This window comes from Gottfriedia luciferensis (genome assembly GCF_002156865.1).
Classification (GTDB): domain Bacteria; phylum Bacillota; class Bacilli; order Bacillales; family Bacillaceae_G; genus Gottfriedia; species Gottfriedia luciferensis.
Genome location: NZ_NCTA01000007.1, coordinates 16,912 through 42,001, shown reverse-complemented (window position 1 = coordinate 42,001; position 25,090 = coordinate 16,912). Strand labels below are relative to the sequence as shown.

Genomic DNA, 25,090 nt, shown 5'->3' with positions numbered 1-25,090 from the left:
CTTCTAGGGGATTTTTTTGTATTGTTTAATTCGTTTTATGCAAAATATCTATATATAGAAATTGGAGGTGGCAAAATATGAATAAGTTTGTGGTCGTTGATCTTGAAACTACTGGAAACAATAATAGAGGTCAAGATCGTATTATTCAAATTGCAGCCTTTGTACTGGAAAACGGGGAAGTAATTGAACAATTTTCAAGCTTTATTAATCCGATGATGAATATTCCTACGTTTATATCTGAATTAACTGGAATAACAGATGAAATGGTTCAACATGCTCCTCAATTTGAACAGATTGCTGAGGAATTATGTCCATTATTTGAAAATGCATATTTCGTGGCGCACAATGTTCATTTTGATTTGACATTTTTACAAAAAGAATTTGAGCGAATTGGTTTACCAAGAATCTCTCCATTAGCGATTGATACGGTAGAGCTTACAAGAATCCTTTTCCCAACATTAACAAGCTATAAATTATCTGATTTGGCGAAAGTATTTAATATTCAACATGAAAATCCTCATCAAGCAGATAGTGATGCCGAAGTAACAGCTGAACTATTAACAATCTTATTAGAAAAACTAGAAAGTTTACCATACGCCTCTCTAAAAATTTTAGAAAACCTTAGTAAAGGGTTTAAAAGTGATATTACATACTATATTTCAGATATTCTACAAAGAAAATCTGAAACGATTCCAAAAGAAGCACTTGAAATTGAAGAATTTAGAAGAATTGCTCTGAAACGAAGTAGCTTTAGTTTGCCACAAGAGGAAGAGGACTTTGTGGATTTTCATGAATATCAAAAACGGGAACTTGAAGATCAAATGTCAGTTATTATTCCAAACTTTGTGAAAAGAGATGAGCAATTTGCATATATGCAAGATGTATTCAATACTTTTGAACAAAAAAATATACTCCTTGCTGAGGCAGGAACAGGAGTAGGGAAGACATTTGGATATTTAATTCCTTCTGCATTTTTCTCAAAACAATTTGGCAAACAAGTTCTTATTAGTACTAGTACAATTTCATTACAAAAACAACTAATGAAAAAACATGTAAAGACGGTTGAAAAACTAATTCCATTTCAATTGAAAATTGCATCTATTCAGAGTAAAAAAAATTACCTTTGTCTTCAAAAGTTTGAGTATGTAAAAAGCGAATTTGATGATAATTACGATAGCATACTATCTAAAGCAATGATAACAGTTTGGCTGATTGAGACTGAGACTGGTGAACTAGACGAGCTTTCACTGCCTTCAGGTGGCATACATTTATGGGAACGAGTTTGTTGTAATGAAGAAAGTGAAAACAAAAGAACGAATCCTTGGTTTCATAAATGTTTTTATCAAAGAGCAAAAAATCAGTTAATGCTGGCAGATCTCATTATTACAAACCATGCTTATTTACTATCAACATTAAAAAACAAAGAACATTTAATTAATACAGTGAAATCAGTCATAATTGATGAAGCACATTCGCTAGAAGAAACAGCCTCAAAAACGTTTGGTACTACTTTTTCATGTTTAAAATACTATCAATACTTAAGTCGATTAAATACGACTGATAGCAATGAATTAATACATCGATTAAGTAAACTTGATGAACCTAGTTCAAATCGTGAAATAATGTGGAAAAAAATTGATCATCTTGTGAAAGAAATTAAATTTGAATCAGATGAGCTTTTTAGGTTGTTACGTGATTTTATTTTATCTAAGCAAAATGAATTTGATAAAGAAAACATTAGACAATCAGTAACACTTTCTGATAAAAATACTTCTAGTCAAAATTGGAAGGTTATTCAAGAAAGTGCAAATCGATTGATCCATGTAAATAATACTTTGTTCTCGGAGTGCGAGCGATATTTGGAAATAATTGAAAGTAGAAAAATGTCTGCATACCATCGGGCAATGGTTTCAGAATTTAAGATGATTATTGAACAGTTGAATAGTATGAAAAATGGTTTGTATGAAATATTATTTGATAAAAATGAACAGTATATTTGCTGGATGGATACAGAAGCGAAAGGCTCTTTTCATACTACAATGCTTTATTGTGAAAAAGTGGATAATGCCGATTTAATTCAAAAATATTTAATTGAAGAACGTGAATCAATTGTACTTACTTCTGCAACGATGTCGATTGACGAATCATTTTCATTTATTAAAACATCGCTAGGAATCTCTTCAATAGGTAATCTAACTGAAAAAATATATCCAATTCCAAGTGATTTCGCTAAAGGTATGGAAGTTTATATACCTTCAGATCTAATGGGGATAAAAGAGATTTCGCAAGAAGAATATGCATTCCAGACTTCAAATACAATTCGTAAAATCGTAAATGAAGTTAAGGGGAGAACATTAGTTTTATTTACAGCTTTTGATTTATTAAAACAAACATATGATCATTTAGTACAGAATTCAGATTCCTTAAATTCATCTGTTTTAGCCCAAGGGGTTTCTCCCGGTGGTAAACAAAAGTTAATAAAACAATTTTTACAATCTAAACAAACAATTTTATTAGGTACGAATACTTTTTGGGAAGGAATTGACCTGCCTAATGAAGAATTAGATTGTTTAATCATTGTACGCTTACCGTTTACAAACCCTGAAAAACCTATGTTTATTGCGAAATCAAATTTATTGAAAAAAGCTGGAGAAAATTCATTTACAAGCCTAGCTTTACCTTTAGCGGTATTCAAATTTAGACAAGGTTATGGTCGTTTAATAAGAAATGAAAAAGACCAAGGCTCACTTTTTGTATTAGATAATCGAATCATAAATACTAAGTATGGAGTAGAATTCTTAAAACTGATTCCAAATAATAAAATAAGAATCAATTCACTTGATGAATTATTAAAAGATTTTTAGTCTTTTTTCAACAAAATTTCAATAATTAGCATGAGAATAATAGGGGATTTGGGCAAGACGTATGGTATAATGACATATATTGTAATGTATTTAAACATACATTTTTTTAGGAGGGGCAACATGAATTCAAAGATTGAAGTATTATCAACAACTAAGATTGAATATAATAGAGACTTATACAAAATTGTTGATAGTTTAAATCGTACACTTAAAGAAAAAGATTTAATGTTTGGACTTGCTCTTGATAAAGAAGATCAAGAATATGCAGTATTTACAATTTATCGAACATAAATGAGGTATATATGAAAAAATGGTTAGTCATTCTTGGATTAAGCATCATTTTTCTGTTATTATTCTTAATCGCTACCTATCAATCATCTGTTTCAAAATTAACGGATGATAAAAAAAGTGCTGAAGAGCTAGTTCTAAATGATGGATATTTAAAATCTGTCGATCATTCAGATTACTATCATGGAAAAGAGCAAGCAATTGTTCTTAGCGGTAAAGATGAATCAAACAATGAAATGATCGCGTGGGTACAGGATGGAAATGTTATTACAAGGAAGAAAAGTGAAGGATTGACCGAAAAAGATATTATTGACAAAGTAACAAAAGAGAGAAATCCTAAAAAAATACATAAAGTTAAGTTAGGAATAGAGAACAAAATTCCATTATGGGAAGTAGTATATATAGATCAAAACGGACGATATAATTTTTACTACGCTGCTTTCGAAAATGGAGAGCTTTTAAAACGTTATAGTATCTAGGGGGAACAAATGATGAAATTAGCGAAAAGAGTAAGCGCATTAACACCATCTACAACACTAGCTATTACAGCAAAGGCAAAAGAAATGAAGGATAAAGGTATTGATGTAATTGGATTAGGTGCAGGTGAGCCTGACTTTAATACGCCAATTGAGATTATTGAAGAAGCTTATTCTGCAATGCTTAAAGGACAAACAAAATATACTCCTTCAAATGGTTTACCAGCTTTAAGAAAAGCAATTTGTGATAAATTATTGAAAGATCAAGGTTTAACTTATTCGCCAGGTGAAGTTGTTGTAACAAATGGTGCAAAACATGCTCTATATACACTTTTTCAAGCGATTTTAGATCCAGGTAACGAAGTAATTATTCCAACTCCTTACTGGGTAAGTTATCCGGAACAAGTAATTTTAGCAGAAGGTGTTCCTGTATTTATTGAAGGTTATGAGCATCAGCAGTTTAAAGTGACTCCTGCACAAATTGAAGCTGCAATTACTGAAAATACAAAAGCAATTATCATTAATTCACCAAGTAATCCAACAGGTATGATTTATACAGAGCAAGAATTAAAAGAAATCGGCGAAATCTGTTTAAAACACGATTTATTAATCATATCTGATGAAATATACGAAAAATTAGTGTATGATGGCGCAAAACATGTATCTATTGCTTCTTTAAGTCCAGAACTGAAAGATCAAACAATTATTATTAATGGTGTATCGAAATCTCACTCAATGACAGGATGGAGAATTGGTTATGCTGTTGGTAATAAAGAGATCATTGATGCGATGACAAATCTAGCTAGCCATTCAACTTCAAATCCAACGACAATGGCACAAATTGCTACGATCAAAGCCTATGAATTAGGTGATGAGCCTGTTAATAAGATGAAAGTTGCGTTTGAAGATCGATTAAATAAAACGTATGAACGTTTAATCACAATACCGGGATTTAGCTGTGTTAAACCAAATGGTGCATTTTATTTATTCCCAAATGTAACTGAAGCTGCTAAAATGGCTGGATATCAAAACGTTGATGAATTCGCGACAGAATTACTTGAGAAAGCAAATGTTGCAGTAATTCCAGGTTCAGGCTTCGGTTCACCAGATAACATCCGCTTATCATATGCAACTTCACAAGAACAGTTAGATAAAGCTTTAGACCGTATCGAACAATTTATGAAAGCAAGTATACCAAGCTAAGCATTTGCTTAGCTTTTTCTTTATTTTGCATCATTTAATTAGCATCTGTTGATCTTTTTCCAAATGACAATTTCATAAAAGCTATTATAGAATAGGGATATTAAAGATATTGATTGGAGTGGAAGGTGGGAGACTCCTATGGGAGTAACGGGAAGGGTGAGACCCCGCAGGCTTGCCGAGGAGGCTAAAGCCTCACGCCCCATGGAAAGCGAGCATCCTGAAACGGAAATCAACCTTCTTTTTTAAGATATCTGGAAAAGAACCTGCTCTCTTAACCAATCCCATTCTCTTTTATTAATTGAACTATATCCATAATAAATTAATTTATTTGTTGTTTTTTTAAATGATAAATAGATAAACTAAATTAGAGGTGTGATTCTTCATGCCTCTATTTATTTTTATTTCAGGAGTTTCTATACTGCTTATTTTATATAATCATGCTATACTATGCTAGAGGTGTTCGAAGTGAATAATAATAGCATTATAAACTGGATTCAATTTGGAAATGTAAGTATTCCAAACATACTTCTCAGTCATTATTCTTCTTTAAACATTAATGAAGAAGAACTAGTCATGATTCTACAGCTTTACACTTTTCAACAACAAGGTCATACGTTTCCAACACCTACTCAATTAGCAAATAAAATGTCAATAAATGAACAAAGATGTATGGAAGTGATTCGAGAACTTCTTAAAAAAGGGTTACTAGAAATTACAGAAGAGGTAGATCAACAAAATTTACGCTCTGAAGCCTATTCGCTTTCTCCATTATGGCTAAAATTAATTCATTTCATTGAGAATGGTCAAAATGAAACTGAAACACATACTAATCCTTCAATAATTGAACAGGAAGAGGATTCAATCTATTCCGTATTTGAAAAAGAATTTGGTAGATTATTGTCTCCTTTCGAAATTGAAACGTTAACGATGTGGATGGATCAAGACGATCATCATGAAAAACTCATAAAAACGGCATTAAAAGAAGCTGTTATTAGTGGGAAATTGAATTTTCGATATATTGATCGTATTCTATTTGAGTGGAAGAAAAATGGTATTAAGCAAGTAGAACAAGCAATTAACTATAGTAAGCATTTTAGAAAAAAAGAAACCAGAGAACCACAAAATGAAACAAAATATACGGGAACTATTCCTTTTTATAATTGGTTAGAAAAGTAAAGCGAGGAGTATCTCCTCGCTTTAGTGTGTAAAGCAAGTCCTATTTATCTGATTTTCAGACTGATTGAAAGAGTTACCTTTAGACGGTAATGAGTACCGCAATCAGGCGAAGCAACGAAGAAAACGAGCGTTTATTAACAGTCTGAAGCGAGGAGCATCTCCTCGCTTTTGTTTAGTAAGGAGTGGTAAGAAATGTTAAATAAGCAGCAAATAAATGAAGCTCTTGGTACAATAGGAGCTATGTTCCCTGATGCACATTGCGAACTAAATCATAAAAATCCATTTGAATTAGTAGTAGCAGTTGCTTTATCTGCGCAATGTACAGATGTATTAGTAAATAAAGTAACGAAAACGCTTTTTGAAAAATATAAAAAACCTCAAGACTATTTGGAGGTATCTTTAGAAGAACTACAAAACGATATTCGATCAATTGGTCTATTTCGAAATAAAGCCAAAAACATCCAAAAATTAAGTGAAATGATCATTAATGAATTTAATGGAGAGGTACCAAGAACGAGAGAAGAACTTGTAAAATTACCTGGAGTGGGTAGAAAGACCGCAAATGTTGTCATGTCAGTTGCATTTAACATTCCTGCAATTGCTGTAGATACTCACGTTGAACGAGTTTCAAAAAGATTAGCAATCTGCCGATGGAAAGATTCGGTGTTAGAAGTAGAAGAGACGTTAATGAGGAAAGTTCCGATAGATGAATGGGGAGTAACGCATCATCGTTTAATATTTTTTGGAAGATACCATTGCAAGGCTCAGAGACCTGGTTGTGAAACATGTCCTTTATTAGATATGTGTCGAGAAGGAAAAAAACGAATGAAAGTGAAGAAAGTAAATGCCTAATATGATCCATGAAGATTTTATCGTTTCACCATTTTATCTGAATAATACTGATGAACAGCAGAATGATGAAATTAAAATTACAAATAAACCGTTTTATTATGAAAGCAAGCAAATAAAAGATCATAAAAGTGTCAATGTTCCAAGTGAAAGTGATGAAATCATCATTCAAATGTTTAAAGAATGGAAAGAGGAAGAAGGATATCTTACTACCTATTTTAAGCAACGAAATCGGAAATTAGCATATGAGCCGATGGTTAGAGGATTAGCAAATTTTATTTCAATTCTTACTTGGACAAATAATCGCATGTTGTCTAACCTAAATAATTTGCAAATTGAATTAGAAAAATTACTAATTAAACCAATCAATTTAGATGAACGCATAGGCTTTTTATTAAAGCAACCAGATCACTATCATTCATTTATTCAACTTTCAGGTTTGTATACAGAGTTAGAAAAGCTTTATTATAAACAAAAAATAACTTCCTCGAAATAAGGAGGTTATTTTTTATTTATTGAAATATAAGGGGCTCAGTATTTAAATGCGACTTGAAAGAAGGGCTTCACAGGAGCGTTGAGAAAGCTAAAGCGTAAACTCCAATGGAAAGCGAGCATCTATAAAAAGGAATTCTACAAATTGTATATATAATTAAATACAACATATGAATCAAATATTGAAAGATTTCTATTTAACAGCAAAAAAACCTCCTCGTAATGAGGAGGTTTTCTTTATGCGATTGTTTTACGATCCAATTTATTACTTCGACTATTAGTATATGAATCAAAGTTATACGAAGTTGGTCTCGTCGCACCTCCGTTATCGGAAGGTTTTGACGGCTTGTTAGGTTTATTAGGATCTGTCGGTGGTGTTGTTGGATTTGTTGGATCAGTACCAGTACCACCAGTACCACCAGTACCACCAGTACCACCAGTACCACCAGTACCGCCAGTACCGCCAGTACCACCAGTACCATCTCCGTTACCATCACCATTACCATTGCCATTACCGTTACCATTGCCATTACCGCTACCATTACCGCTACCATTGCCGTTGCCATTGCCGTTACCGTTGCCGTTACCGTTGCCGTTACCGTTGCCGTTATTATCAACAGGAGGGGTAGTAGGCTGTTCAGTTGTCGTTAAATCAACGGTTACCGTTACAGGCTTACTCTTAGTATCGCCATTTACTGCCACAATTGAAATATTTATGACTTTGCCAGGTGTAATACCACTAATATTAGCAGTTGTTCCGTTAATTTTTTGAGTTTGACCATCATAGCTCACATCAAAAGTTGTTGAAGCAAGTAATTCAGCCGGATATTCCCAATTTAGTGTAATACTACTAGTGTTTTGATCATATTTAGCTGTTACATTTTTTGCTGGTTCTAAATTATCTTCTGAAGGAACATCATCCATTTTTTCACCTTTGATGAATAATTCGTTTTGAACTTCAACAACTGAACTTGGTTTATGGAAAGTAGAAGATCGATCTGCAGTAGCTGCCAACATGTCTCTAGCAATATATTTTGCAATATTTGTAGAAGTCTTACTTAAATAATGACCTTGTTTATTTTTTTCATATCCAGTCCAAACTGATACTGTTACATCTGGCGTATAACCAACAAACCAGCTGTCACGTGTAGCATTGGAAGGGAAGCCGTATTTATTTTTTACTTCTGCTGGGTAGTTAGTAGTACCAGTTTTACCTGCCATGTCTAATCCAGGTACATTTGCTCTACCACCAGTACCGCCTTGAGCTTTTACAACATCACGTAACATATCAGTAATCATATATGCTGTATAATCGCTCATTGCTTGTTTAGGCGTTGGAGCTAATACTTTTTCAGTTTTATCTTGATAAATTATTTTCGTAACAGCATGAGGTTTAATATAAACTCCGCCATTTCCGAATGCCGCGTATGCTCCTGCCATATCCATAGCAGAAACGCCTGTAAATCCACCAATTGCATGTGATTCATAAAAACTATTTTTTTGGAAATCGAAACCTAGACCATTACCAAACTCACGTGATTTGTCTAATCCTACTGCTTGCATCGTTTTTAATGCTGGAATATTTCTTGAGCCAATTAGAGCTTTGCGAATTGATAATTTACCTTTATAAGATTTATCAGCATTTCGAATAGGTGTACCATCTGAATATTGATAAGGTTCATCTACAAGTTGATGATTAGTAGACCATTTTAAATATTGAATCGCAGGACCATAGTCTAAAATTGGTTTAATCGTAGATCCTGGTTGTCTTTTAATATCTGTTGCGAAATTAAGTCCGCCCGTTGTTGTATTTCTACCTGCTCCTATAGCTCTGATTTCACCTGTTTTCGTATCAGTTAATACAAATCCAGTTTGGAAATCATCACTAGGATAAAATCCAGAACCACGGTTAATGATTTCATCAGCTTTATCTTGTGCTTTAGGATCAAGAGTTGTTTCAATCGTTAAACCATCAGTATTAACGTTTGCATCACCATATTTGTCTACTTCACTGATTACTTCATCAATGAAAGCTGAATATTTAGATTGACCAGATTCGTGAACCTTTACTAGTTTTTTCTCTGGTATTGCTTTTGCTTCATCATACTGTTCTTTCGTTATATAGCCATATTTCTTCATTTGACTTAATACAACATTTCTTCTAGCTTGAGAAGCTTCAGGGTGTTTTGCTGGGTTGTAATTATTTGGGCTTTGTACCATCCCTGCAAGTGTAGCTGCCTCAGGTAAAGTTATTTTTGATAAATCTTTACTAAAATATGTTTCACTTGCTTTTGCAATACCGTATACTCCTCGACCTTTTAGACCGTTTGAAAAGTAAACTTTATTTAAATACATTTCTAAAATTTGTTGTTTAGAATATTTTTGTTCAAGTTGGAAAGCTAAGTACCATTCTTGAACTTTACGCTTAACTGTTTTTTTCGGTGATAAAAATGAGTTTTTAACTACTTGTTGAGTAATCGTACTACCACCTTGTGATCCAAATCCGCCTGTAATATTAGCCAGTACAGCACCAAAAACACGACGAATATCTACACCTTTATGTTTATAAAAACGTACGTCCTCAGTTGCAATAAATGCGTCTTCTACTACTTTAGGAATCTCGTTATATGAAACTTTTGTTCTTTGTTCTGTCCCTAATTCAGCAATGACATTTCCATTTCGATCCAATATTGTTGATGATAAGGGTACTTTTAACTTTGATTCATCCAGTTTTGGAGCACCACTAACTAAATAATAAAAACCGCCAACTCCACCTAGTATACAAAGCACTGCAAGTGTCAATATTGTTAATGTGATTTTTTTCAATAAACCTTCGCGCTTTCGCTTTTTAGTTGGACCTTTTGAAGGCTTTTCCATCTGTTTACGTTCTTGTCGTGAATGATATTCTTTTGCCATTTTTTCTCCTGCCTTTCAAACGAACTTTTATAAAAGATTAATTTATATAAAGTTCATCGATACATTTTAAGTAAGGAACAATAATTGGATAACTTGGTGTAAGTAATGTCCCATACTCTCTGCATTCTTCTCTAGCTATTGATTTTCTTCCACCATCTTTTTGCCTTTGCCAAAAGGTAAGAATATCAGAAGCTTTCATAAAATAAATTTCATTATATAATGAAAATTTTAATATGACAAACGATATTCCACCATGTTTCATTACATTTTCCATATGTTCTATTTGGTGTAAATGAAAATTTTGTAAAGGAAAACTTGTCTTATTATTCGTTTCCTTTGCCTCAAAGTCAATATATTTACCCTTATAGATCCCATTGTAGTCAGTAGTAGAAGGTTGTTTAAAATATGCTTCTCTAATAACTGCTGCACTTCTTTTCGGGTAATCCACTTTTACAATTTGAACAGGTGTTGGTTTTTTATGTATGTTTGCAATGTTATTTGCTAAATAATACGTATTAGTAGCATTTAAATCATCTTCAAGAGACATACCGCGGTTACTATAGGTATTACCTGATTTTGCAAATGTTTCATTAACTTTTTGGCTTTTTTGCACTACATTATTTCTTCGATTTGGGTACATTATTGTCATAAAACCAACTCCACCTTAAATTACATACATCAAGTATTATAGCACTAAAACAGACGTTCGTGTAAAAAACTACCAGAATGATTGAGGTGAGTCAATGAACGTAAACCATGAAAGCTGGAAGGAATTTATCAAACAAAGAAGAGAAAGTCACATTATAACAAGTGAAGAAACTAAAATTATCGAGCTTATAAAAAAAGAAACAGTTAAGCATAACGCTGATAATATATCGAGAACAATTGCATACCAGAAATATTTTTTGAGATTAAAAGAAATTGAGTGGTCATTCCTTGCAAGTATGGTTTCGCGAAATGCAGGCTATAACATGACTGATTTGGAGAACCAAATTTTCGTAAATGGACTAAGTGTAAAACAGCGCAAACAATTATTTATGACATATGAACGTGCAAATTGGATCATTTTTTTAGATGCATATCCACAATTACTTCTATTTGAATATTCGAATCAGAGAAACAAACCATTTTTCTACTTATTAAAGTATTTTTCGGTTTCAAGTTTTATGGAAATTGAATGGGAGAAATATTGGACCGATCGAAATAAACAAAGATTAGTTTTTTCTTTAATTATTAATGAGCAAAATATGATTGAGAGACCAGTTATTCAAAATAAATTTTTTAAAAATGAGGTATTTAATTCATTTGCATTTAAACTTCAGGAATTAATGAAATTAAGTTCTGTCGTTTTTCCGACTCTTAAAGGAGAGCTATATGGACTTACAGTTTATCAATTTCAAGATTTAACGCAAAGAATTCAAATAGGTAAACAGTTGTATTTGATTTTATTTCATAAAAATTTATTAGAGGAGTTTATTCAATATGCAAAACATGTTACTCATTCTGGCAGTAGGGATGATTATGAAGAAGTAGTTGGGATTACAAAATCAAATAATCCAAAATTAAGAGATATCTATCCAATTATTCCACATACACGATCTGTCGAAGATGATTGGTACGCTAATAGTAAAATTCTTAATGAATGGTATGTAATAGAAGAAACTAATAGTGAAGAAAGTTTTAAACAAGCCTTTTTACTAAAACAAGAACTGTTAAACTCTTTGTTAAAAATGAAATCTTTATTTCAATAAAAACACTGGGCTCAGGCTGTCGAAAAAGTCGACAGCCTTTTATTTTGTCTATTTACGTGAACATCTTTGTTCTATTAAATAAGCACTTGTCGATTTCCAATTCAGGATGCTCGCTATTGTGTCGCGAGACCCGAGCTATCTCGACTTGCATACGGGGTCTCAGCCTTCCAATAGTTCTTTTTAAGATGATATTAGTTGGCTATCTTTACGAAATTCGTTCTAAACGTCACCTAGAACGTGAAATTTAGTACAGTACTACTATGACAAGAAATAAGTGAAACCGCAAGGAGTGTACAGTATAAAATAAAAATGAGTGTAGAGAAGGGTTTCTCTACACTCTGAGTTAGTTTTAAGCTAGCTTTTTTACAGCCTATCAATATGTAAGTATGTTCAAAAGAAAAAAGGACTTAAACATATGCCTTTTAAGGCTGAAAATTCGCATACGCTAATTACTTAGAGCCAACTCTTATGTCGCAGGGAAGTTAGGCCCATCTAATTTTGGATTACCTGTTTGTTGGTTTTTACTTTTTTCTTGTTTTTTCTTTTTTTCATTTTTATTTTTTGCCACTAAAAAACACCTCCATGTTATATACCTTTCCCAAATCTCAAGGTTGTTACCAAATTTTTTTGTCGAAATACAGGTAGTAAAACGCTTTGGCCACTTTGTTTAGCGAAAAAGTTCTAGTTTTGTCAGTGAAGAAGGAGGTAGAAGGGATAGCGTTGAATTAGTTTGTATAGAAAATTTTGAAAATTTAGAAGAGGAGTTGAACTGTATGGAATTTATTCAAAGAGATGACTTTTTTCGAGCAATTGATGAATTTTTAAATGAGGTTGAATTTATTGAACACTCTTTAGCTTTAAGAATGAATCAAAAATGTAATGAAGAAAAAGACTCACTACTAAGTAAGGTACAGTCAACAACAGTGCATCTTCACCATTTTGAAAAGAAAGTAAGTCAAGCGAAAGAAGGTGGAAGCTGGATTTCAACACCTTTATTAGGAAGAAATTTAGCATTTAACATTTAATAGATATCATTTTTTAATACAAAATTCTTGTAATACAAACCGTTTCCGAGGCTAGAAAATGGTTTGGAAAAATAAAATAAATTACCACATAAAATAAAGCGATACGATCTTACTATTTAGTAGATTGTATCGCTTTATTTATTTAATTGAAATTACTACATTGGCTTACATGCACCGAAAAGCTCAAGTTCTTTAATTAATTGACGGTAATGTTGAATAGTTACTTCGCCATTAAGGTAATTTTGTTGTAAAAAGTCCATTAATTGATTAAGGTCAGTTGGTTCGAAACTTTTTGATGAGATAAACTTGTTCTTTAATTCTTGTAAAGTCATTATTACCCCTCCAACATTAAATTTTAATTAACAACTTGTATAACTAAATAAAATGTATCATAAATATTTAAAATTTAAATTTTTTTAAAAATTTAAACTTCCGACATATACTGACAAATAGTGCATATAAATAGAATAAGTAACAGATTAGGCATTTATATCATATTTATAAATGAGAATAATAATAATGGGTGTGAGAATATGAGACATCAAATGTTTCCTCCAAATCACTCAGACAATAGTTTCGAGTGGTTTAGAAACCAAAATCAAATGATTGATGAAAAGTTTAATTATCCAGAATTTAATCAATTTCAGGATGATAATATTCGATATTACGGTAATACAATTCAACCTTATTCCCAAAATTCAATGCAAAATACAGAACTGCCTACAGCTCAGACTACACCACAAGTCCAACAAACTTCTCAGATGATTGAACCTTCTCCATTTGGCGGACCAACCATTCAACAAGGGAATTATGGTCAAACTAGTCCTGGCCAATTTATGCCACAATATAATACAGGACAATATTCATCAATGCCATTAAACCATGGGTATCAACAATCTTCTGGATACTATGGTTTAATACAGCATCAAAATCCATACATGCCAATACATCAAAATCAATTTGGAAATCAAATGAATTACTTAATGCAGCCTCAGAATGGTCAAATGATGCAGCAAGGTCCTTTTGCATCGCCTGCAATGTTTGCGCCAAGTACACCATATCCAACTCAGCCTAAAAACAGCAATCAACAAAATAATGGTCAATCCTTTCAGTTTTCATCCATTTTAAATCAATTCAAGAATAGTTCAGGATCATATGATGTACCAAAAATGATGAACACAGCGGGGCAAATGATGAATACAATGAACCAGGTGGGGGGGTTGTTTAAACAGATTGGATTTTTATTTAAATAAAAAAAGCCAGGATTTGATTTTCCTGGCTTTACTATTGTTCAACGATTTTTGTTCTGAATGTTAAAAACGCTTTGCCTCGAAAGAAGAGCATTTTTCAAACAGTCAATGGAACAAATAAAATTTGACTACTATCACAATTAAGTATTAGTCATTTCTAGATAATGAGTGTACAAGCTTATATCGATCTGCTCTATATACAGTTAATTCATATTCTAAAACTTTTCCACTTCTTAAATAAGTCGTACGATTAATAGCTAGAACGGGACAATTTAGTGGTATTTCTAATAATTTAGCTTCTTCATTAGAAGGCATTCTGGCCTGAATCGATTGATCGGCATATTGAATTGGATCGGGAATATTTGCATTTACATAATCAAAAAAAGATTTTTCTAAAACATCTTTATTTAAGTTTGGAGCGATTTCACATGAGACGTAAATACTTTCGATTGACATCGGTATAGAATCTGCTAAACGAACACGTTTAATAAAATATATTGGATCGTTTTCATGTGTTTTTAGGATATTTGATAAAGGTTTATCAGATTTTATGATTTCAAATTGGACTAATCTACTACTTGGTTTTAATCCTCTTTCAATCATTTCTTCTGTATAACTATTTAATCTGCTGATTTTTTTTTCAACTTTTTGGCGACTAACAAATGTACCTTTACCTTTTTGTCTATAAACAAATCCTTCTTGAACTAAATTATTTAATGCTTGTCGAACAGTCATACGTGATATTTGGAATTTTTCCGAGAATTCTCTTTCAGACGGTATTAACTCATCCGCAGGGTACTCTCCTGAAGTTATTTTACATTTTATGTATTCTAATAATTGATGATAGATTGGTATTGGTGAATTTTTGTTAATCATTTTTTACTCCTCGTATAGCATTTATCTATATTCTAATTGGTAAATAAACCGATTTCATAACCATTTTAAAGGAATAAATGTCATTCGGCAATGATTGAATAAAAGTTCAAAAGTCTGAAAATTTAAACTTTTTATTCGTTTTCATTTATTTGTTGTGAAATATGTTCAAACCTAATAAAATTAAAAAGTTGACATTAAAGAAAATTTAAGATATTGGAGAGGGTAGGATTGAACAAAATTCTTTTTTTATTTTTTTTCACAATAACACTTACACTTATTATTTTTACAAGTTTTAAACAAGCTCTATACGTAATACTTTCATAAGAAAAAATAATTTTAACATCAATGGAGTCGACAACAATTTATTACTTTTAGTGAAAAGTAGAACATTTGTTAAATAATAAAATGTGCTTATTTTTATCCCGGGAATATTCGAAAATATTTTATTCAAAGATAAGGGAATAAAAATCCTCTATAAGCATCAATCAAATATTGAAATATAAATCCTAAATGTCTTAATAATTGATATCCACAAATTGATGGCTACTTTAATATACAAATTAAAATTTTAGATTCCCTCATTAAAAAATCTGCATTTTAATAAATATTTGAATAAAATGTTATTATTTTAAATGAATGATTTTCAGTTAACATCGAGCCCTCGCTCCTAATTTGAGGACTTTTGAAGGCTCGTTTTTTAAGTTAGTTTCCTAAATGAATTCTGATCTTAAAGGTAATGCTAATATAATATAAAAATTATCTTCGGAAGGACGTTTTTTGTTCTTCCTAATTTAATGTGAGGTTATATGAAGATACTATTGATATCTGGTTATAAATCGTTCGAATTAGGTATTTTTTCGAATAAGCATGATGCAATTAAGTACATAAAGAAAGCAATAAAAAATAAGATACTTTTATTTATTGATGAATTAGAATGGGTGATCATTTCAGGTCAAATGGGAACTGAATTGTGGGCAGCGGAAGTTGTTTTTGATCTTCAACTGGAATACCCACATTTACAGTTAGGCATTTTTACGCCATATGAAGACCAAGAAAAAAACTGGAATGAAGCAAATAAATCGTATTATGAAGAAATCTTAATAGGAGCTGATCATGTTGACTCAATTTCAAGAAAACCATACGAGTCGCCACTCCAATTAAAAGCTCGAAATGAATTTTTGGTTAGTAAAAGTCATGGGTGTATATTATTTTACGATACTGAAAAAGAAGGTAGTCCAAAATTTTTATATGATTTAGCGAATAAGAAAAATGAACTATTTCACTATCCAGTTGAGATGATTTCTTTTGATGATTTACAAGTAATAGCGGAAGAATCATACGAGAATGATGATAATAATTATAGGGAAATATAGAATAGACAATTGACAATTTATGAAGTCTTTGAAAAAATAGTAGGTAAATATTTCTAAATGTTTTGGGGTGACACACATGGAATCAACAAAAATTAAACTAAGTATAAAAGATATCCTAAATAAAGAATTCAAAGTTTCAATGCGTGGATATAATCAAGAGGAAGTAGATCAATACTTAGATACAATCATCAAAGATTATGAATCGTTTCAAAATCAAATCGTAGCCCTACAACAAGAAAACGCGAAGTATAAGAAATTATTAGAAGATCAAAAGAACACGATGACACCACCGCCATCACCTTTTAATAATACGAATACTGATGTATTAAAAAGATTATCTAATTTAGAAAAGCACGTATTTGGTAGTAAACTATTCGAATAATTTAAACTAAATTTATAATTAAAGAAAGCATTGCAATCTAAAGTGGAATTTACTATACTTATTAATGTTCGTTTCATTATGTTCGGGTAATCGCTGCAACGCCTGACGTTGTTGAGGAAAGTCCATGCTCGCACAGTCCTGAGATGGCTGTAGTGTTCGTGCCTATCGAAGTCATAAGATAGGGTAGCTGGTGAAGCTAACGGCAGGGAACGGACCTAAGTCCTTTTTGGATATGGTTCTACTACCTTTAAAGTGCCACAGTGACGTAGTCCTCGAAGAAATGAGAGGAGTGGAACGCGGTAAACCCCACGAGCGAGAAACCCAAATTATGGTAGGGGAATCCTTTCGAAGGAATTGAACTTAGAAAGGGACAGATTATTCTGTAGATAGATGATTACCACCTTAAAGTACGAGGCGAAAGCCGATTGAAGTACGAAGGTACAGAACATGGCTTACAGAACATATGAAATGATGAAACTGTTTAAAAACTCTCTATTCAATGGAGAGTTTTTTGTAATTTTGAAGTAATTTGTTAATAATGAAAATAAGTACTAAAAATGAAAATACTATAGAAAAGTTCATTCATAATTGAATGAGATAGGTGGTAAAATTGTCGAAATATACATTAATTGCAACTGCTGCTATGGGGATCGAAGCATTAGTCGCAAGAGAAGTTAAAAGCTTAGGTTTTGAAGATGTTAAGGTTGAAAATGGTCGTGTAGTATTTAAATCTGATGAAGATGGAATTGTAAAAGCAAATCTATGGCTAAGAACAGCAGACCGAGTTAAACTTCGTGTTGGTGAATTTAAAGCAACTAGTTTTGATGAGTTATTCGAAAAAACGAAAGCCTTACCGTGGCATAAATTTATACCGAGAAACGGTCAATTCCCAGTAACAGGAAAATCTCAAAAATCAAAATTATTTTCAGTATCAGATTGCCAAGCGATTGTAAAGAAAGCAATTGTAGATAAGTTAAAAACAATACAAAATGTACAAGGTATGTTAATAGAAGATGGCCCATTATTCCGTGTAGAGGTTTCTATCTTAAAAGACATTGTAACATTAACAATCGATACAACTGGTCGTGAAGGATTACATAAAAGAGGCTATCGTGTAGAACAAGGTGAAGCACCATTAAAAGAAACTCTTGCTGCTTCGTTAATCTTACTAACAAATTGGAATGCTGATTTACCATTCGTTGATCCATTTTGTGGATCAGGGACAATTCCAATTGAAGCTGCATTAATTGGACAAAACATCGCTCCAGGATCATTTAGAAGCTTTGCATCAGAAGATTGGCATTGGATAGGTAAGAAGCGTTGGAATGAAGCAAGACAAGAAGCTGAAGATTTAGCAAACTATGATCAAAGGCTTGAAATAATTGGTTCGGATATTGACCATCGAATGATTAATGTTTCAAAAGCAAATGCTGATGAAATTGGATTATCAGATTCGATTTCATTTAAACAAATGCAGGTAAAGGACTTTACTACTAGATCAGAGTATGGATATGTTGTAACAAATCCTCCATATGGTGAAAGATTAAATGATCGACCTTATGTTGAAAAACTATATTCAGATATGGGGAATGTTTTTACAAATTTAGATACGTGGTCAATCTATGTTTTGACTAGTCATGAAGGATTTGAACAATTTTACGGAAAACCAGCAACGAAAAAACGTAAATTGTTTAATGGCTTTATTAAAACTGACTACTATCAATACTTTGGGAAACGTCCACCTAGACAAATAGAAGAGTAAACTAAAAGTACTAATTAGAATTTCTAATTAGTACTTTTTTGTTTACAGGTTTTTACTCCAGAAGGATGAAGAAGGGAAGTACTTTATAAATTGATTGAAGGAACGATTCGAAAACCATGATTTATTTCAAGGGAATGTGCAACATGCCAATTTGTTTCAGCAGTACTTTTATATTTGGTAACCATGTCATGAAATTCATGATTAGTAAAACATTTTTCATGTTGAAGTAAATAAAGATCTCTAACGATACTTATATCATCATTTGTATCGAAATTTGTTTGAATTAAAGAATATAAATACAATTAATTTACCTCCAAATCGATTCGTTAAAATATAGTTAAATAAAACACTATATAGAATTCCCTTTTAGAAAGTTGTTATAGATGGTAATTAAATGAAAACTAATTTTATTGATTTTATAGCCTGTTAAAATTTGTTAAAATTGAGTATAACAATTTAAGGGATTGATTAATTTGAATGAACTTCGTATCGGTATGGTAGGTTTAGGTGAGATAGCTCAAAAAGCATATTTACCTATTCTTACAAAGGAAGCGAAATGGAAACTAGTTGGAGCATTTTCACCAAATCAAGAAAAAAGGGAAAGGATCTGTAAACAATACAGAATCCAAGATTTTAATAACTTACAATCACTTGCACAAAATTGTGATGCTGTATTTGTACATAGTTCGACTAGCTCGCATTATGAAATCGTTTCTTATTTATTAAAAAATGGAATAGATGTTTATGTTGATAAACCACTTGCAGCCAATTTAGTTGATGCTGAAAAATTAGTGGAATTAAGTTACAAATTAAATCGAAAGCTTATGGTTGGTTTTAATCGCCGTTTTTGTCCAATGTATATACAAGCGAAAGAACAAGCAAAAAACATTGCTTCAATTAAATTTGAAAAACATCGTGAAAATCATATTGGACAAAATTCATTTGAATTTACAATGTTAGATGATTATTTGCATTTAGTAGATACAGTAAGATGGATGGCAAATGGAAAAATTGATTTATTAATTGGCAAGTCAATCATAAATGATGAAAATAGTTTAGTATACGCAACACATCTGTATGAATCTTCCGATGGTATACTATTAAATACAGAAATGCATCGTAAATCAGGAACAAATCTTGAAAAATTAGAGTTAATTTCCGAGGGAGCGATCATTCGAGTTAAAAATATGAACAATTATGAAGTAGAAGAAATGAATAAAACATCCAATGCATATTCACCTTCATGGGACTCAACATTAAAACAAAGAGGTTTTGAGGATTGCATTCATCATTTTATCGATTGTATTCACTCAAATGAAAAACCGATAATTGATGGATTAGAGGCATTGAAAACACAAATAATGCTTGAAGAGATTATAAAAAAGGGAAGAGAATAGCAAGATTTTAATCCTTGCCTTTCACATTTATTTTATGTATGATAGCGGGTAGAGACTATTTTTTTATCATGATAACGGATCGAATTAATTTATAAATTTAAGGTTCTCATTTTGAGGACTTTTTCTTTTTAATTTACATTATGGGGGTAGCAATGAGTCAATCATCAAAATTACCTTTTGAGGTAGGAAAACAAGATCAATTCATAGACAAGTTAGGCGAGTGGATCGGTGATGTGTTTTACGATCTACTACCAGATGCTGGGTATGAATTACGTGATGAACAAATTTTTATGGCCTATCAAGTAGAAAGGGCATTTAAAGAAAAGAAAGTTATTTTTGCAGAAGCAGGTGTTGGTACAGGTAAAACCTTTGTTTATTTACTTTATTGTCTATGCTATGCAAGATATACTGGTAAACCTGCGATCATTGCATGTGCAGATGAATCATTGATTGAACAGTTAGTGAAGAAAAATGGGGATATTGAAAAATTATCAAATGCATTAAATTTATCGATAGATGTACGATTAGCTAAATCAACTACAAATTACTTGTGCTTAAATAAATTAGACCAACAAAGAGCAAATGATGACGTATCTGATGCAGTTTTAGAGGTTTATGAAAATTTACCAAGCTTTGTACATGACTATGGAACTTTACAAAAATTTACTCCTTATGGTGATCGTACTGAATATAAAAATCTAACAGACGCAGAGTGGGATACAATCTCATATGACTATTTCCAAGACTGTTCTACATGTGAACAAAGACATCGATGTGGACAAACTCTTTCAAGAGAACACTATCGTAAATCAACTGATTTAATTGTTTGTTCACAAGAGTTTTATATGGAGCATATTTGGACAGTAGAATCAAGAAAACGTGAAGGTCAATTACCATTACTACCAAATCCGAGTTGTGTAGTTTTTGACGAAGGACACTTACTTGAATTCGCAAGTCAAAAATCGCTAACATACAGATTACAACAGGAAACATTAAATACTTTCTTATCCTTTTTAATGCAATCAGGTACTCGTGAAAGTTTTCAACAATTACTAGAAGATACTTTAGAGACTTATGATCAATTTTTTTATGAGTTAGATAATCGTAGCGTAGAAGTTGAAGGATCAAATCGTTTTCAACTAAATCGTAACGAACAACTTGTAAAACTAGCAAAAAGATTAAAAAATCAAATTAGTCAAATTGGTGATGAGCTAGTATTCGAAAGTGAAATGTATACGATTGATGAATATCAATTAAATATCGTGGATGAACATTTAGATGATGTTGAACGTTGTTTAAATTTATTTATTAATGAAGCAACTGCCATTCAGTGGATTGAATACAATCAAAATGAATTAACGCTTGTTATTATGCCGAAAGCAGTAAATGAACTATTACAAGAAAAAGTATTTGATCAAAAGATACCAATCATTTTCTCGTCAGCAACATTATCACAAAATAGCTCTTTTGATTATATTGCAAATAGTTTAGGAATAAAAGATTATTTATCATTCTCAGTAAATTCTCCTTTTGATTATGAAGAGCAAATGCAAATCTTTATAAATCAAATTGATTCAAGTGAAATGAAGTCAAAAAACGAGCAGATCATCAATGAGTTAAAAAATAATAATGGAAGTACATTAATATTGTTTAATTCATTACAAGAGATGAAAAAATTTAAAATACAGGTTGAAAAAGAAAAATTAAACTTTGATCTTTATTTTGAAGGTGAAGAAGAGATTAGTTCAATCGTTCAAAAATTCCAAGAAGACACAAATGCATCACTTTGTGCTGTGCATCTTTGGGAAGGGTTAGATATACAAGGAGAGTCATTAAGTCAAGTAATCATTCCTTCATTACCGTTCCCACCAAATGACCCTGTATTCCAATCGAAACGACAAAATTCATCTGATCCATATAAAGAGATTGATGAACCATACATGTTATTAAGATTACGTCAAGGGATTGGTCGATTAATTCGAAGTCATGAAGATAAAGGTAAAATTATCTTATTCTTAGAGAATGACTTACCTAGTGATACGAAGGAAAAAATATTAAACAACTTACCTGTTGAACCAAAATAAAAAGCTAGTTAAGGCTGTCGAATCATTCGACAGCCTTTTATTTTCGTTTTTTTATGTAAATGGTAAGGAGCAGGAAAAAGGAAAGGCAAGATTAAGGAGAAAAGAAAAATAGAGCATCTAAAAAGAGAGGAGAGATTTTTAAGGGTTTCTCTACTCTCTGAGCTAGCTTTTATTAATAACTAATTCCAACGCGAGTGCGATTATATTTACATTCGAAAAATTCTTTAAATGCAAAGTAAGCTGTATCGCCTGTTGAAATACTTTTTCCATCAAGCGGTAAAAATTTTTTTTCTAAACGGTATTTTTTACGGATTGGCCCATCAGGTAAATAAGTAGGGCATACTACAGTCCAGTTTAATTGACTGGCTTTTAAAGACTGGTATGCTCTTTCATGGTCTATTGCTGCAGTAGTTGATTTCCTTTTTGATTCAGGACTTAAATAACGAAGCGCTGAAGGAACCAATCTTGACTGCAAAATTCCAGCTGTTCCTATTGTAACAATTCGATTTATATTTTTCTTTTCAAGGAGTGGAATAAGTAATTCCATCGTTCTAGACAAAGTATTTACTCCATCAGTATTTAAAGCAGATATGACACCATTGACATTTTCAGTAGCTTTTTGTAAATCTTGTACATTTAATGTATTTCCGCTTAAAACAGTTAGTAAATCATGTTGTATTGTTATTTTAGACTCATCTCTAACTAATAACACTAACTCAATTTTAGCTTCTAATAGTAAATTAACTAAAAAACTACCTACTCTTCCAGTTGCACCTAATAATAATATTTTCATTTTATCACCTTACTGCATTGTACAATAAAATCGATGAAAATGTCTTTTCGTAAAGATTGATAATAGTATGATAGAATGGTAATGTTATCCAACTAAATGGAAATGAGGGAGAAAAATGGAAATTAATAACGTACAAGAAGAATTTATTGACTATTTAAAGAAGATAGAAAATTATAATGAAGCAATTAATGTAATGTATTGGGATTTACGTACTGGTGCTCCTAAAAACGGAGCAGAGCAAAGGTCAAATGTTATCAGCCAACTTTCATCAGAAGTATTCGAAATGACAACCTCGGATAAAATGGACAATTATTTAAACTTACTGGAAAAAGAAATCGGTACTGGGAATTTAGATGAGATCATTGAAAAAGCAGTAAAAGAGTGTCGTAAAAATTATGATTTAAACTGTAAAATTCCTAAAAAGGAATATGCAGAGTATGTAAAATTATGTTCATTAAGTGAAAATGCATGGGAGGAAGCAAAAAACGAAGGTGACTTCAGTAAATTCCAACCTTATTTAGAGAAAATTGTAGCAATGAAAAAACAATTTATTGAATATTGGGGCTATAAGGATAAGAAGTATGATACGTTATTAAATTTTTATGAGCCGGGAATGACGACAAAAAAATTGGATGAAGTTTTTGGTGAAGTAAGAGAGAGTTTAGTACCATTAGTAGCTAACATTTCGAAATCTCGTATTAATTTACAAAGAGAAGAATTAAAACAACCAATCTCAATTGATCTTCAAAAAGAAATAAGTAAAGATGTACTAGTCAGATTAGGTTACAACTTTAATTCTGGTAGATTAGATGAAACGGTACATCCATTTCAGATTACTTTAAATCCTGGTGATGTTCGCGTTACAACTAAGTATATTGAAGATAATTTTATGAGTGCATTATTTGGTACGATTCACGAATGTGGTCATGCACTTTATGAACAAAACTTATCTTCAAATTTAATCGGTACACCACTATGCGAAGGTGCATCTATGGGTATTCATGAATCCCAATCACTTTTCTTTGAAAATATGATTGGGAGAAGTAAAGAATTTTGGGAAACTCAGTATGACAATTTAATCGCTAAAACAGGTGAATTCTTTAAAAACTTATCAATTGACGAATTTTATAAAGCAATAAACCATAGTGAGCCTTCACTTATTCGCATTGAAGCTGACGAATGTACATACCCTTTACATATTATGGTTCGTTATGAAATAGAAAAAGAGTTGTTTGACGGAGATTTACAAGTAAAGGATTTACCAAAAGTATGGAATGAAAAAATGGAAAAATATTTAGGGGTTATCCCTACAAATGACCGAGAAGGTGTGCTACAAGATGTCCATTGGGCTGGAGGAGATTTTGGGTATTTCCCTTCTTATGCATTAGGTGCAATGTACGCAGCACAGTTCAAACAAAAAATGAAACAAGATATACCTAATTATGAAAGTATTTTAAAAAGTGGAGAAATACATCAAATTGTAAATTGGTTAACTTTAAATATACATCAATATGGTAAATTAAAAGAACCAAAAGAAATCTTAGTTGATGTTACAGGCGAAGATTTAAATGTGAAATATTTTATTGAGTACTTGGAAGAGAAATACTCAAAATTATATAATTTAGCTTAAATAAAAAGGATTGTGGGGAGTGGATAAAAAACCTCCCCACAATCCTTTTTTAGGCTTCAAATCAAATAAAAAGAATGTAACCTCAAATTTGTTCAAAAAATAGACACTTTTAAAGATTCGAATTTAAGCGTTTACATAGTATAGTAGAAGTATGAAAGCGTATTCAAAAAAACTGAAAAAAGGAGGTAATTTAAGTGTTTTTTAGGACGGCAAGATCTTTACAAAAGAATATCGAAGAAAAACGAATTAAGTTACAAGAAGCCCAGAAACAAAATAATGATAACAATATTGAAATCGTTAAGATTCGTCGTCAGTTGGACACGGATTTAAAAGAACTACAGAATTTATTAAAAGTAATTGTTGGAAAACAATCTAAATATAATATAAAGCCTGTTTGATATAAATAATTAAAATAGACGTTGTACTTAAAATACAAATCGATCGGCAAAGTGGCACGGAAAAATGAGCACCCTGGAGTGGAATTCAATTAAGTCCTATACTTA

The 25,090-nt window shown here is 31.6% G+C and carries 23 protein-coding genes and 1 other RNA gene; 18 read left to right on the top strand and 6 right to left on the bottom strand.

Features of this window, described 5'->3' with window-relative positions; all coding sequences use genetic code 11:
- The first annotated feature begins 77 nt into the window (after positions 1–77).
- The 7 genes from dinG (at position 78) to B7R67_RS07720 (ending at position 7,352) form a co-directional block, all read left to right on the top strand.
- The gene (gene dinG / locus B7R67_RS07750) at positions 78–2,864 is read left to right on the top strand and encodes an ATP-dependent DNA helicase DinG (protein ID WP_088069157.1); all 2,787 of its coding nucleotides are present in this window, start codon (positions 78–80) and stop codon (positions 2,862–2,864) included.
- A 120-nt stretch (positions 2,865–2,984) separates the two neighbouring features.
- A complete protein-coding gene (locus B7R67_RS07745) occupies positions 2,985–3,155 on the top strand; it encodes a YpmA family protein (protein ID WP_088069155.1) in 171 nt (56 codons plus the stop codon).
- 11 nt (positions 3,156–3,166) lie between these two features.
- The gene (locus tag B7R67_RS07740) at positions 3,167–3,631 is read left to right on the top strand and encodes a cell wall elongation regulator TseB-like domain-containing protein (RefSeq protein WP_088069153.1); all 465 of its coding nucleotides are present in this window, start codon (positions 3,167–3,169) and stop codon (positions 3,629–3,631) included.
- Between the two features lie 12 nt (positions 3,632–3,643).
- Entirely contained in the window at positions 3,644–4,831 is a 1,188-nt protein-coding gene (locus B7R67_RS07735; RefSeq protein ID WP_088069151.1) for a pyridoxal phosphate-dependent aminotransferase, read from the top strand.
- Positions 4,832–5,296: 465 nt separating this feature from the next.
- Positions 5,297–6,007 (top strand): DnaD domain-containing protein, encoded by a 711-nt coding sequence (locus B7R67_RS07730; protein ID WP_235822115.1) that lies wholly within the window; start codon positions 5,297–5,299, stop codon positions 6,005–6,007.
- Between the two features lie 192 nt (positions 6,008–6,199).
- Complete coding sequence (nth, locus tag B7R67_RS07725) at positions 6,200–6,859, top strand: endonuclease III (RefSeq protein WP_088069147.1); 660 nt, start codon at positions 6,200–6,202, stop codon at positions 6,857–6,859.
- On the top strand, positions 6,852–7,352 hold the full coding sequence (locus tag B7R67_RS07720; protein WP_088069145.1) for a YpoC family protein: 501 nt from the start codon (positions 6,852–6,854) through the stop codon (positions 7,350–7,352). The genes nth and B7R67_RS07720 overlap by 8 nt, the downstream gene beginning before the upstream one ends.
- A gap of 233 nt (positions 7,353–7,585) precedes the next feature.
- Here B7R67_RS07720 and B7R67_RS07715 read toward each other — a convergent pair whose 3' ends face one another.
- Together B7R67_RS07715 and recU are read right to left on the bottom strand one after the other, a co-directional pair.
- The gene (locus B7R67_RS07715) at positions 7,586–10,264 is read right to left on the bottom strand and encodes a PBP1A family penicillin-binding protein (protein ID WP_088069142.1); all 2,679 of its coding nucleotides are present in this window, start codon (positions 10,262–10,264) and stop codon (positions 7,586–7,588) included.
- Between the two features lie 37 nt (positions 10,265–10,301).
- The gene (recU, locus tag B7R67_RS07710) at positions 10,302–10,913 is read right to left on the bottom strand and encodes a Holliday junction resolvase RecU (protein WP_088069140.1); all 612 of its coding nucleotides are present in this window, start codon (positions 10,911–10,913) and stop codon (positions 10,302–10,304) included.
- Positions 10,914–11,007: 94 nt separating this feature from the next.
- On the opposite strand from recU, the gene B7R67_RS07705 reads away from it, so the two are divergent.
- Entirely contained in the window at positions 11,008–12,015 is a 1,008-nt protein-coding gene (locus B7R67_RS07705) for a DUF2515 family protein (RefSeq protein ID WP_088069139.1), read from the top strand.
- A gap of 773 nt (positions 12,016–12,788) precedes the next feature.
- Entirely contained in the window at positions 12,789–13,040 is a 252-nt protein-coding gene (locus tag B7R67_RS07700; RefSeq protein WP_088069137.1) for a hypothetical protein, read from the top strand.
- A 155-nt stretch (positions 13,041–13,195) separates the two neighbouring features.
- On the opposite strand, the gene yppF is transcribed toward B7R67_RS07700, so the two are convergent.
- Positions 13,196–13,372 carry a YppF family protein gene (yppF, locus tag B7R67_RS07695; protein WP_088069135.1) on the bottom strand — a complete coding sequence of 59 codons (177 nt, stop codon included), beginning with the start codon at positions 13,370–13,372 and terminating at the stop codon, positions 13,196–13,198.
- Between the two features lie 201 nt (positions 13,373–13,573).
- Between yppF and B7R67_RS07690 the strand changes: the two genes are divergently transcribed.
- Positions 13,574–14,293, top strand: a complete 720-nt coding sequence (locus B7R67_RS07690; RefSeq protein WP_235822114.1) for a YppG family protein — start codon at positions 13,574–13,576, stop codon at positions 14,291–14,293.
- Between the two features lie 144 nt (positions 14,294–14,437).
- Here B7R67_RS07690 and B7R67_RS07685 read toward each other — a convergent pair whose 3' ends face one another.
- Entirely contained in the window at positions 14,438–15,166 is a 729-nt protein-coding gene (locus tag B7R67_RS07685; RefSeq protein WP_088069133.1) for a GntR family transcriptional regulator, read from the bottom strand.
- Positions 15,167–15,972: 806 nt separating this feature from the next.
- On the opposite strand from B7R67_RS07685, the gene B7R67_RS07680 reads away from it, so the two are divergent.
- The 4 genes from B7R67_RS07680 (at position 15,973) to B7R67_RS07665 (ending at position 18,683) form a co-directional block, all read left to right on the top strand.
- Complete coding sequence (locus tag B7R67_RS07680; RefSeq protein WP_088069131.1) at positions 15,973–16,539, top strand: DUF1273 domain-containing protein; 567 nt, start codon at positions 15,973–15,975, stop codon at positions 16,537–16,539.
- A gap of 76 nt (positions 16,540–16,615) precedes the next feature.
- Positions 16,616–16,921, top strand: coding sequence for a cell division regulator GpsB (gpsB, locus tag B7R67_RS07675; RefSeq protein ID WP_088069129.1), 306 nt, complete (start codon positions 16,616–16,618; stop codon positions 16,919–16,921).
- A 78-nt stretch (positions 16,922–16,999) separates the two neighbouring features.
- Positions 17,000–17,381: RNase P RNA component class B (gene rnpB / locus B7R67_RS07670), an RNA gene on the top strand.
- Between the two features lie 150 nt (positions 17,382–17,531).
- Positions 17,532–18,683 (top strand): THUMP domain-containing class I SAM-dependent RNA methyltransferase, encoded by a 1,152-nt coding sequence (locus B7R67_RS07665; protein ID WP_088069126.1) that lies wholly within the window; start codon positions 17,532–17,534, stop codon positions 18,681–18,683.
- A gap of 83 nt (positions 18,684–18,766) precedes the next feature.
- Here the strand turns inward: B7R67_RS07665 and B7R67_RS07660 are convergent, their stop codons facing one another.
- Positions 18,767–18,985: a hypothetical protein gene (locus tag B7R67_RS07660; RefSeq protein WP_088069125.1), complete on the bottom strand. Its 219-nt coding sequence runs from the start codon at positions 18,983–18,985 to the stop codon at positions 18,767–18,769.
- 171 nt (positions 18,986–19,156) lie between these two features.
- Here B7R67_RS07660 and B7R67_RS07655 point away from each other — a divergent pair, with 171 nt between their 5' ends.
- Positions 19,157–20,080 (top strand): Gfo/Idh/MocA family protein, encoded by a 924-nt coding sequence (locus B7R67_RS07655; protein WP_088069123.1) that lies wholly within the window; start codon positions 19,157–19,159, stop codon positions 20,078–20,080.
- Between the two features lie 152 nt (positions 20,081–20,232).
- Positions 20,233–22,164, top strand: coding sequence for an ATP-dependent DNA helicase (locus tag B7R67_RS07650; RefSeq protein ID WP_088069121.1), 1,932 nt, complete (start codon positions 20,233–20,235; stop codon positions 22,162–22,164).
- Between the two features lie 172 nt (positions 22,165–22,336).
- On the opposite strand, the gene B7R67_RS07645 is transcribed toward B7R67_RS07650, so the two are convergent.
- A complete protein-coding gene (locus tag B7R67_RS07645) occupies positions 22,337–22,957 on the bottom strand; it encodes an NAD(P)-dependent oxidoreductase (RefSeq protein WP_088069119.1) in 621 nt (206 codons plus the stop codon).
- A 115-nt stretch (positions 22,958–23,072) separates the two neighbouring features.
- On the opposite strand from B7R67_RS07645, the gene B7R67_RS07640 reads away from it, so the two are divergent.
- Entirely contained in the window at positions 23,073–24,587 is a 1,515-nt protein-coding gene (locus B7R67_RS07640; RefSeq protein WP_088069117.1) for a carboxypeptidase M32, read from the top strand.
- Positions 24,588–24,781: 194 nt separating this feature from the next.
- The gene (locus tag B7R67_RS07635) at positions 24,782–24,985 is read left to right on the top strand and encodes a hypothetical protein (protein ID WP_088069116.1); all 204 of its coding nucleotides are present in this window, start codon (positions 24,782–24,784) and stop codon (positions 24,983–24,985) included.
- The last annotated feature ends 105 nt before the right edge of the window (positions 24,986–25,090 follow it).

Bases quoted from the DNA above. Each gene is read 5' to 3' on its own strand.
- B7R67_RS07680 (WP_088069131.1), top strand. From the start codon at position 15,973: ATGAAGATACTATTGATATCTGGTTATAAATCGTTCGAATTAGGTATT.
- gpsB (WP_088069129.1), top strand. From the start codon at position 16,616: ATGGAATCAACAAAAATTAAACTAAGTATAAAAGATATCCTAAATAAA.
- B7R67_RS07735 (WP_088069151.1), top strand. From the start codon at position 3,644: ATGAAATTAGCGAAAAGAGTAAGCGCATTAACACCATCTACAACACTA.
- recU (WP_088069140.1), bottom strand. From the start codon at position 10,913: ATGACAATAATGTACCCAAATCGAAGAAATAATGTAGTGCAAAAAAGC.
- B7R67_RS07690 (WP_235822114.1), top strand. From the start codon at position 13,574: ATGAGACATCAAATGTTTCCTCCAAATCACTCAGACAATAGTTTCGAG.
- dinG (WP_088069157.1), top strand. From the start codon at position 78: ATGAATAAGTTTGTGGTCGTTGATCTTGAAACTACTGGAAACAATAAT.
- B7R67_RS07715 (WP_088069142.1), bottom strand. From the start codon at position 10,264: ATGGCAAAAGAATATCATTCACGACAAGAACGTAAACAGATGGAAAAG.
- B7R67_RS07720 (WP_088069145.1), top strand. From the start codon at position 6,852: ATGCCTAATATGATCCATGAAGATTTTATCGTTTCACCATTTTATCTG.
- B7R67_RS07650 (WP_088069121.1), top strand. From the start codon at position 20,233: ATGAGTCAATCATCAAAATTACCTTTTGAGGTAGGAAAACAAGATCAA.
- B7R67_RS07740 (WP_088069153.1), top strand. From the start codon at position 3,167: ATGAAAAAATGGTTAGTCATTCTTGGATTAAGCATCATTTTTCTGTTA.
- B7R67_RS07685 (WP_088069133.1), bottom strand. From the start codon at position 15,166: ATGATTAACAAAAATTCACCAATACCAATCTATCATCAATTATTAGAA.
- yppF (WP_088069135.1), bottom strand. From the start codon at position 13,372: ATGACTTTACAAGAATTAAAGAACAAGTTTATCTCATCAAAAAGTTTC.
- B7R67_RS07645 (WP_088069119.1), bottom strand. From the start codon at position 22,957: ATGAAAATATTATTATTAGGTGCAACTGGAAGAGTAGGTAGTTTTTTA.
- B7R67_RS07640 (WP_088069117.1), top strand. From the start codon at position 23,073: ATGGAAATTAATAACGTACAAGAAGAATTTATTGACTATTTAAAGAAG.
- B7R67_RS07745 (WP_088069155.1), top strand. From the start codon at position 2,985: ATGAATTCAAAGATTGAAGTATTATCAACAACTAAGATTGAATATAAT.
- B7R67_RS07700 (WP_088069137.1), top strand. From the start codon at position 12,789: ATGGAATTTATTCAAAGAGATGACTTTTTTCGAGCAATTGATGAATTT.
- B7R67_RS07705 (WP_088069139.1), top strand. From the start codon at position 11,008: ATGAACGTAAACCATGAAAGCTGGAAGGAATTTATCAAACAAAGAAGA.
- nth (WP_088069147.1), top strand. From the start codon at position 6,200: ATGTTAAATAAGCAGCAAATAAATGAAGCTCTTGGTACAATAGGAGCT.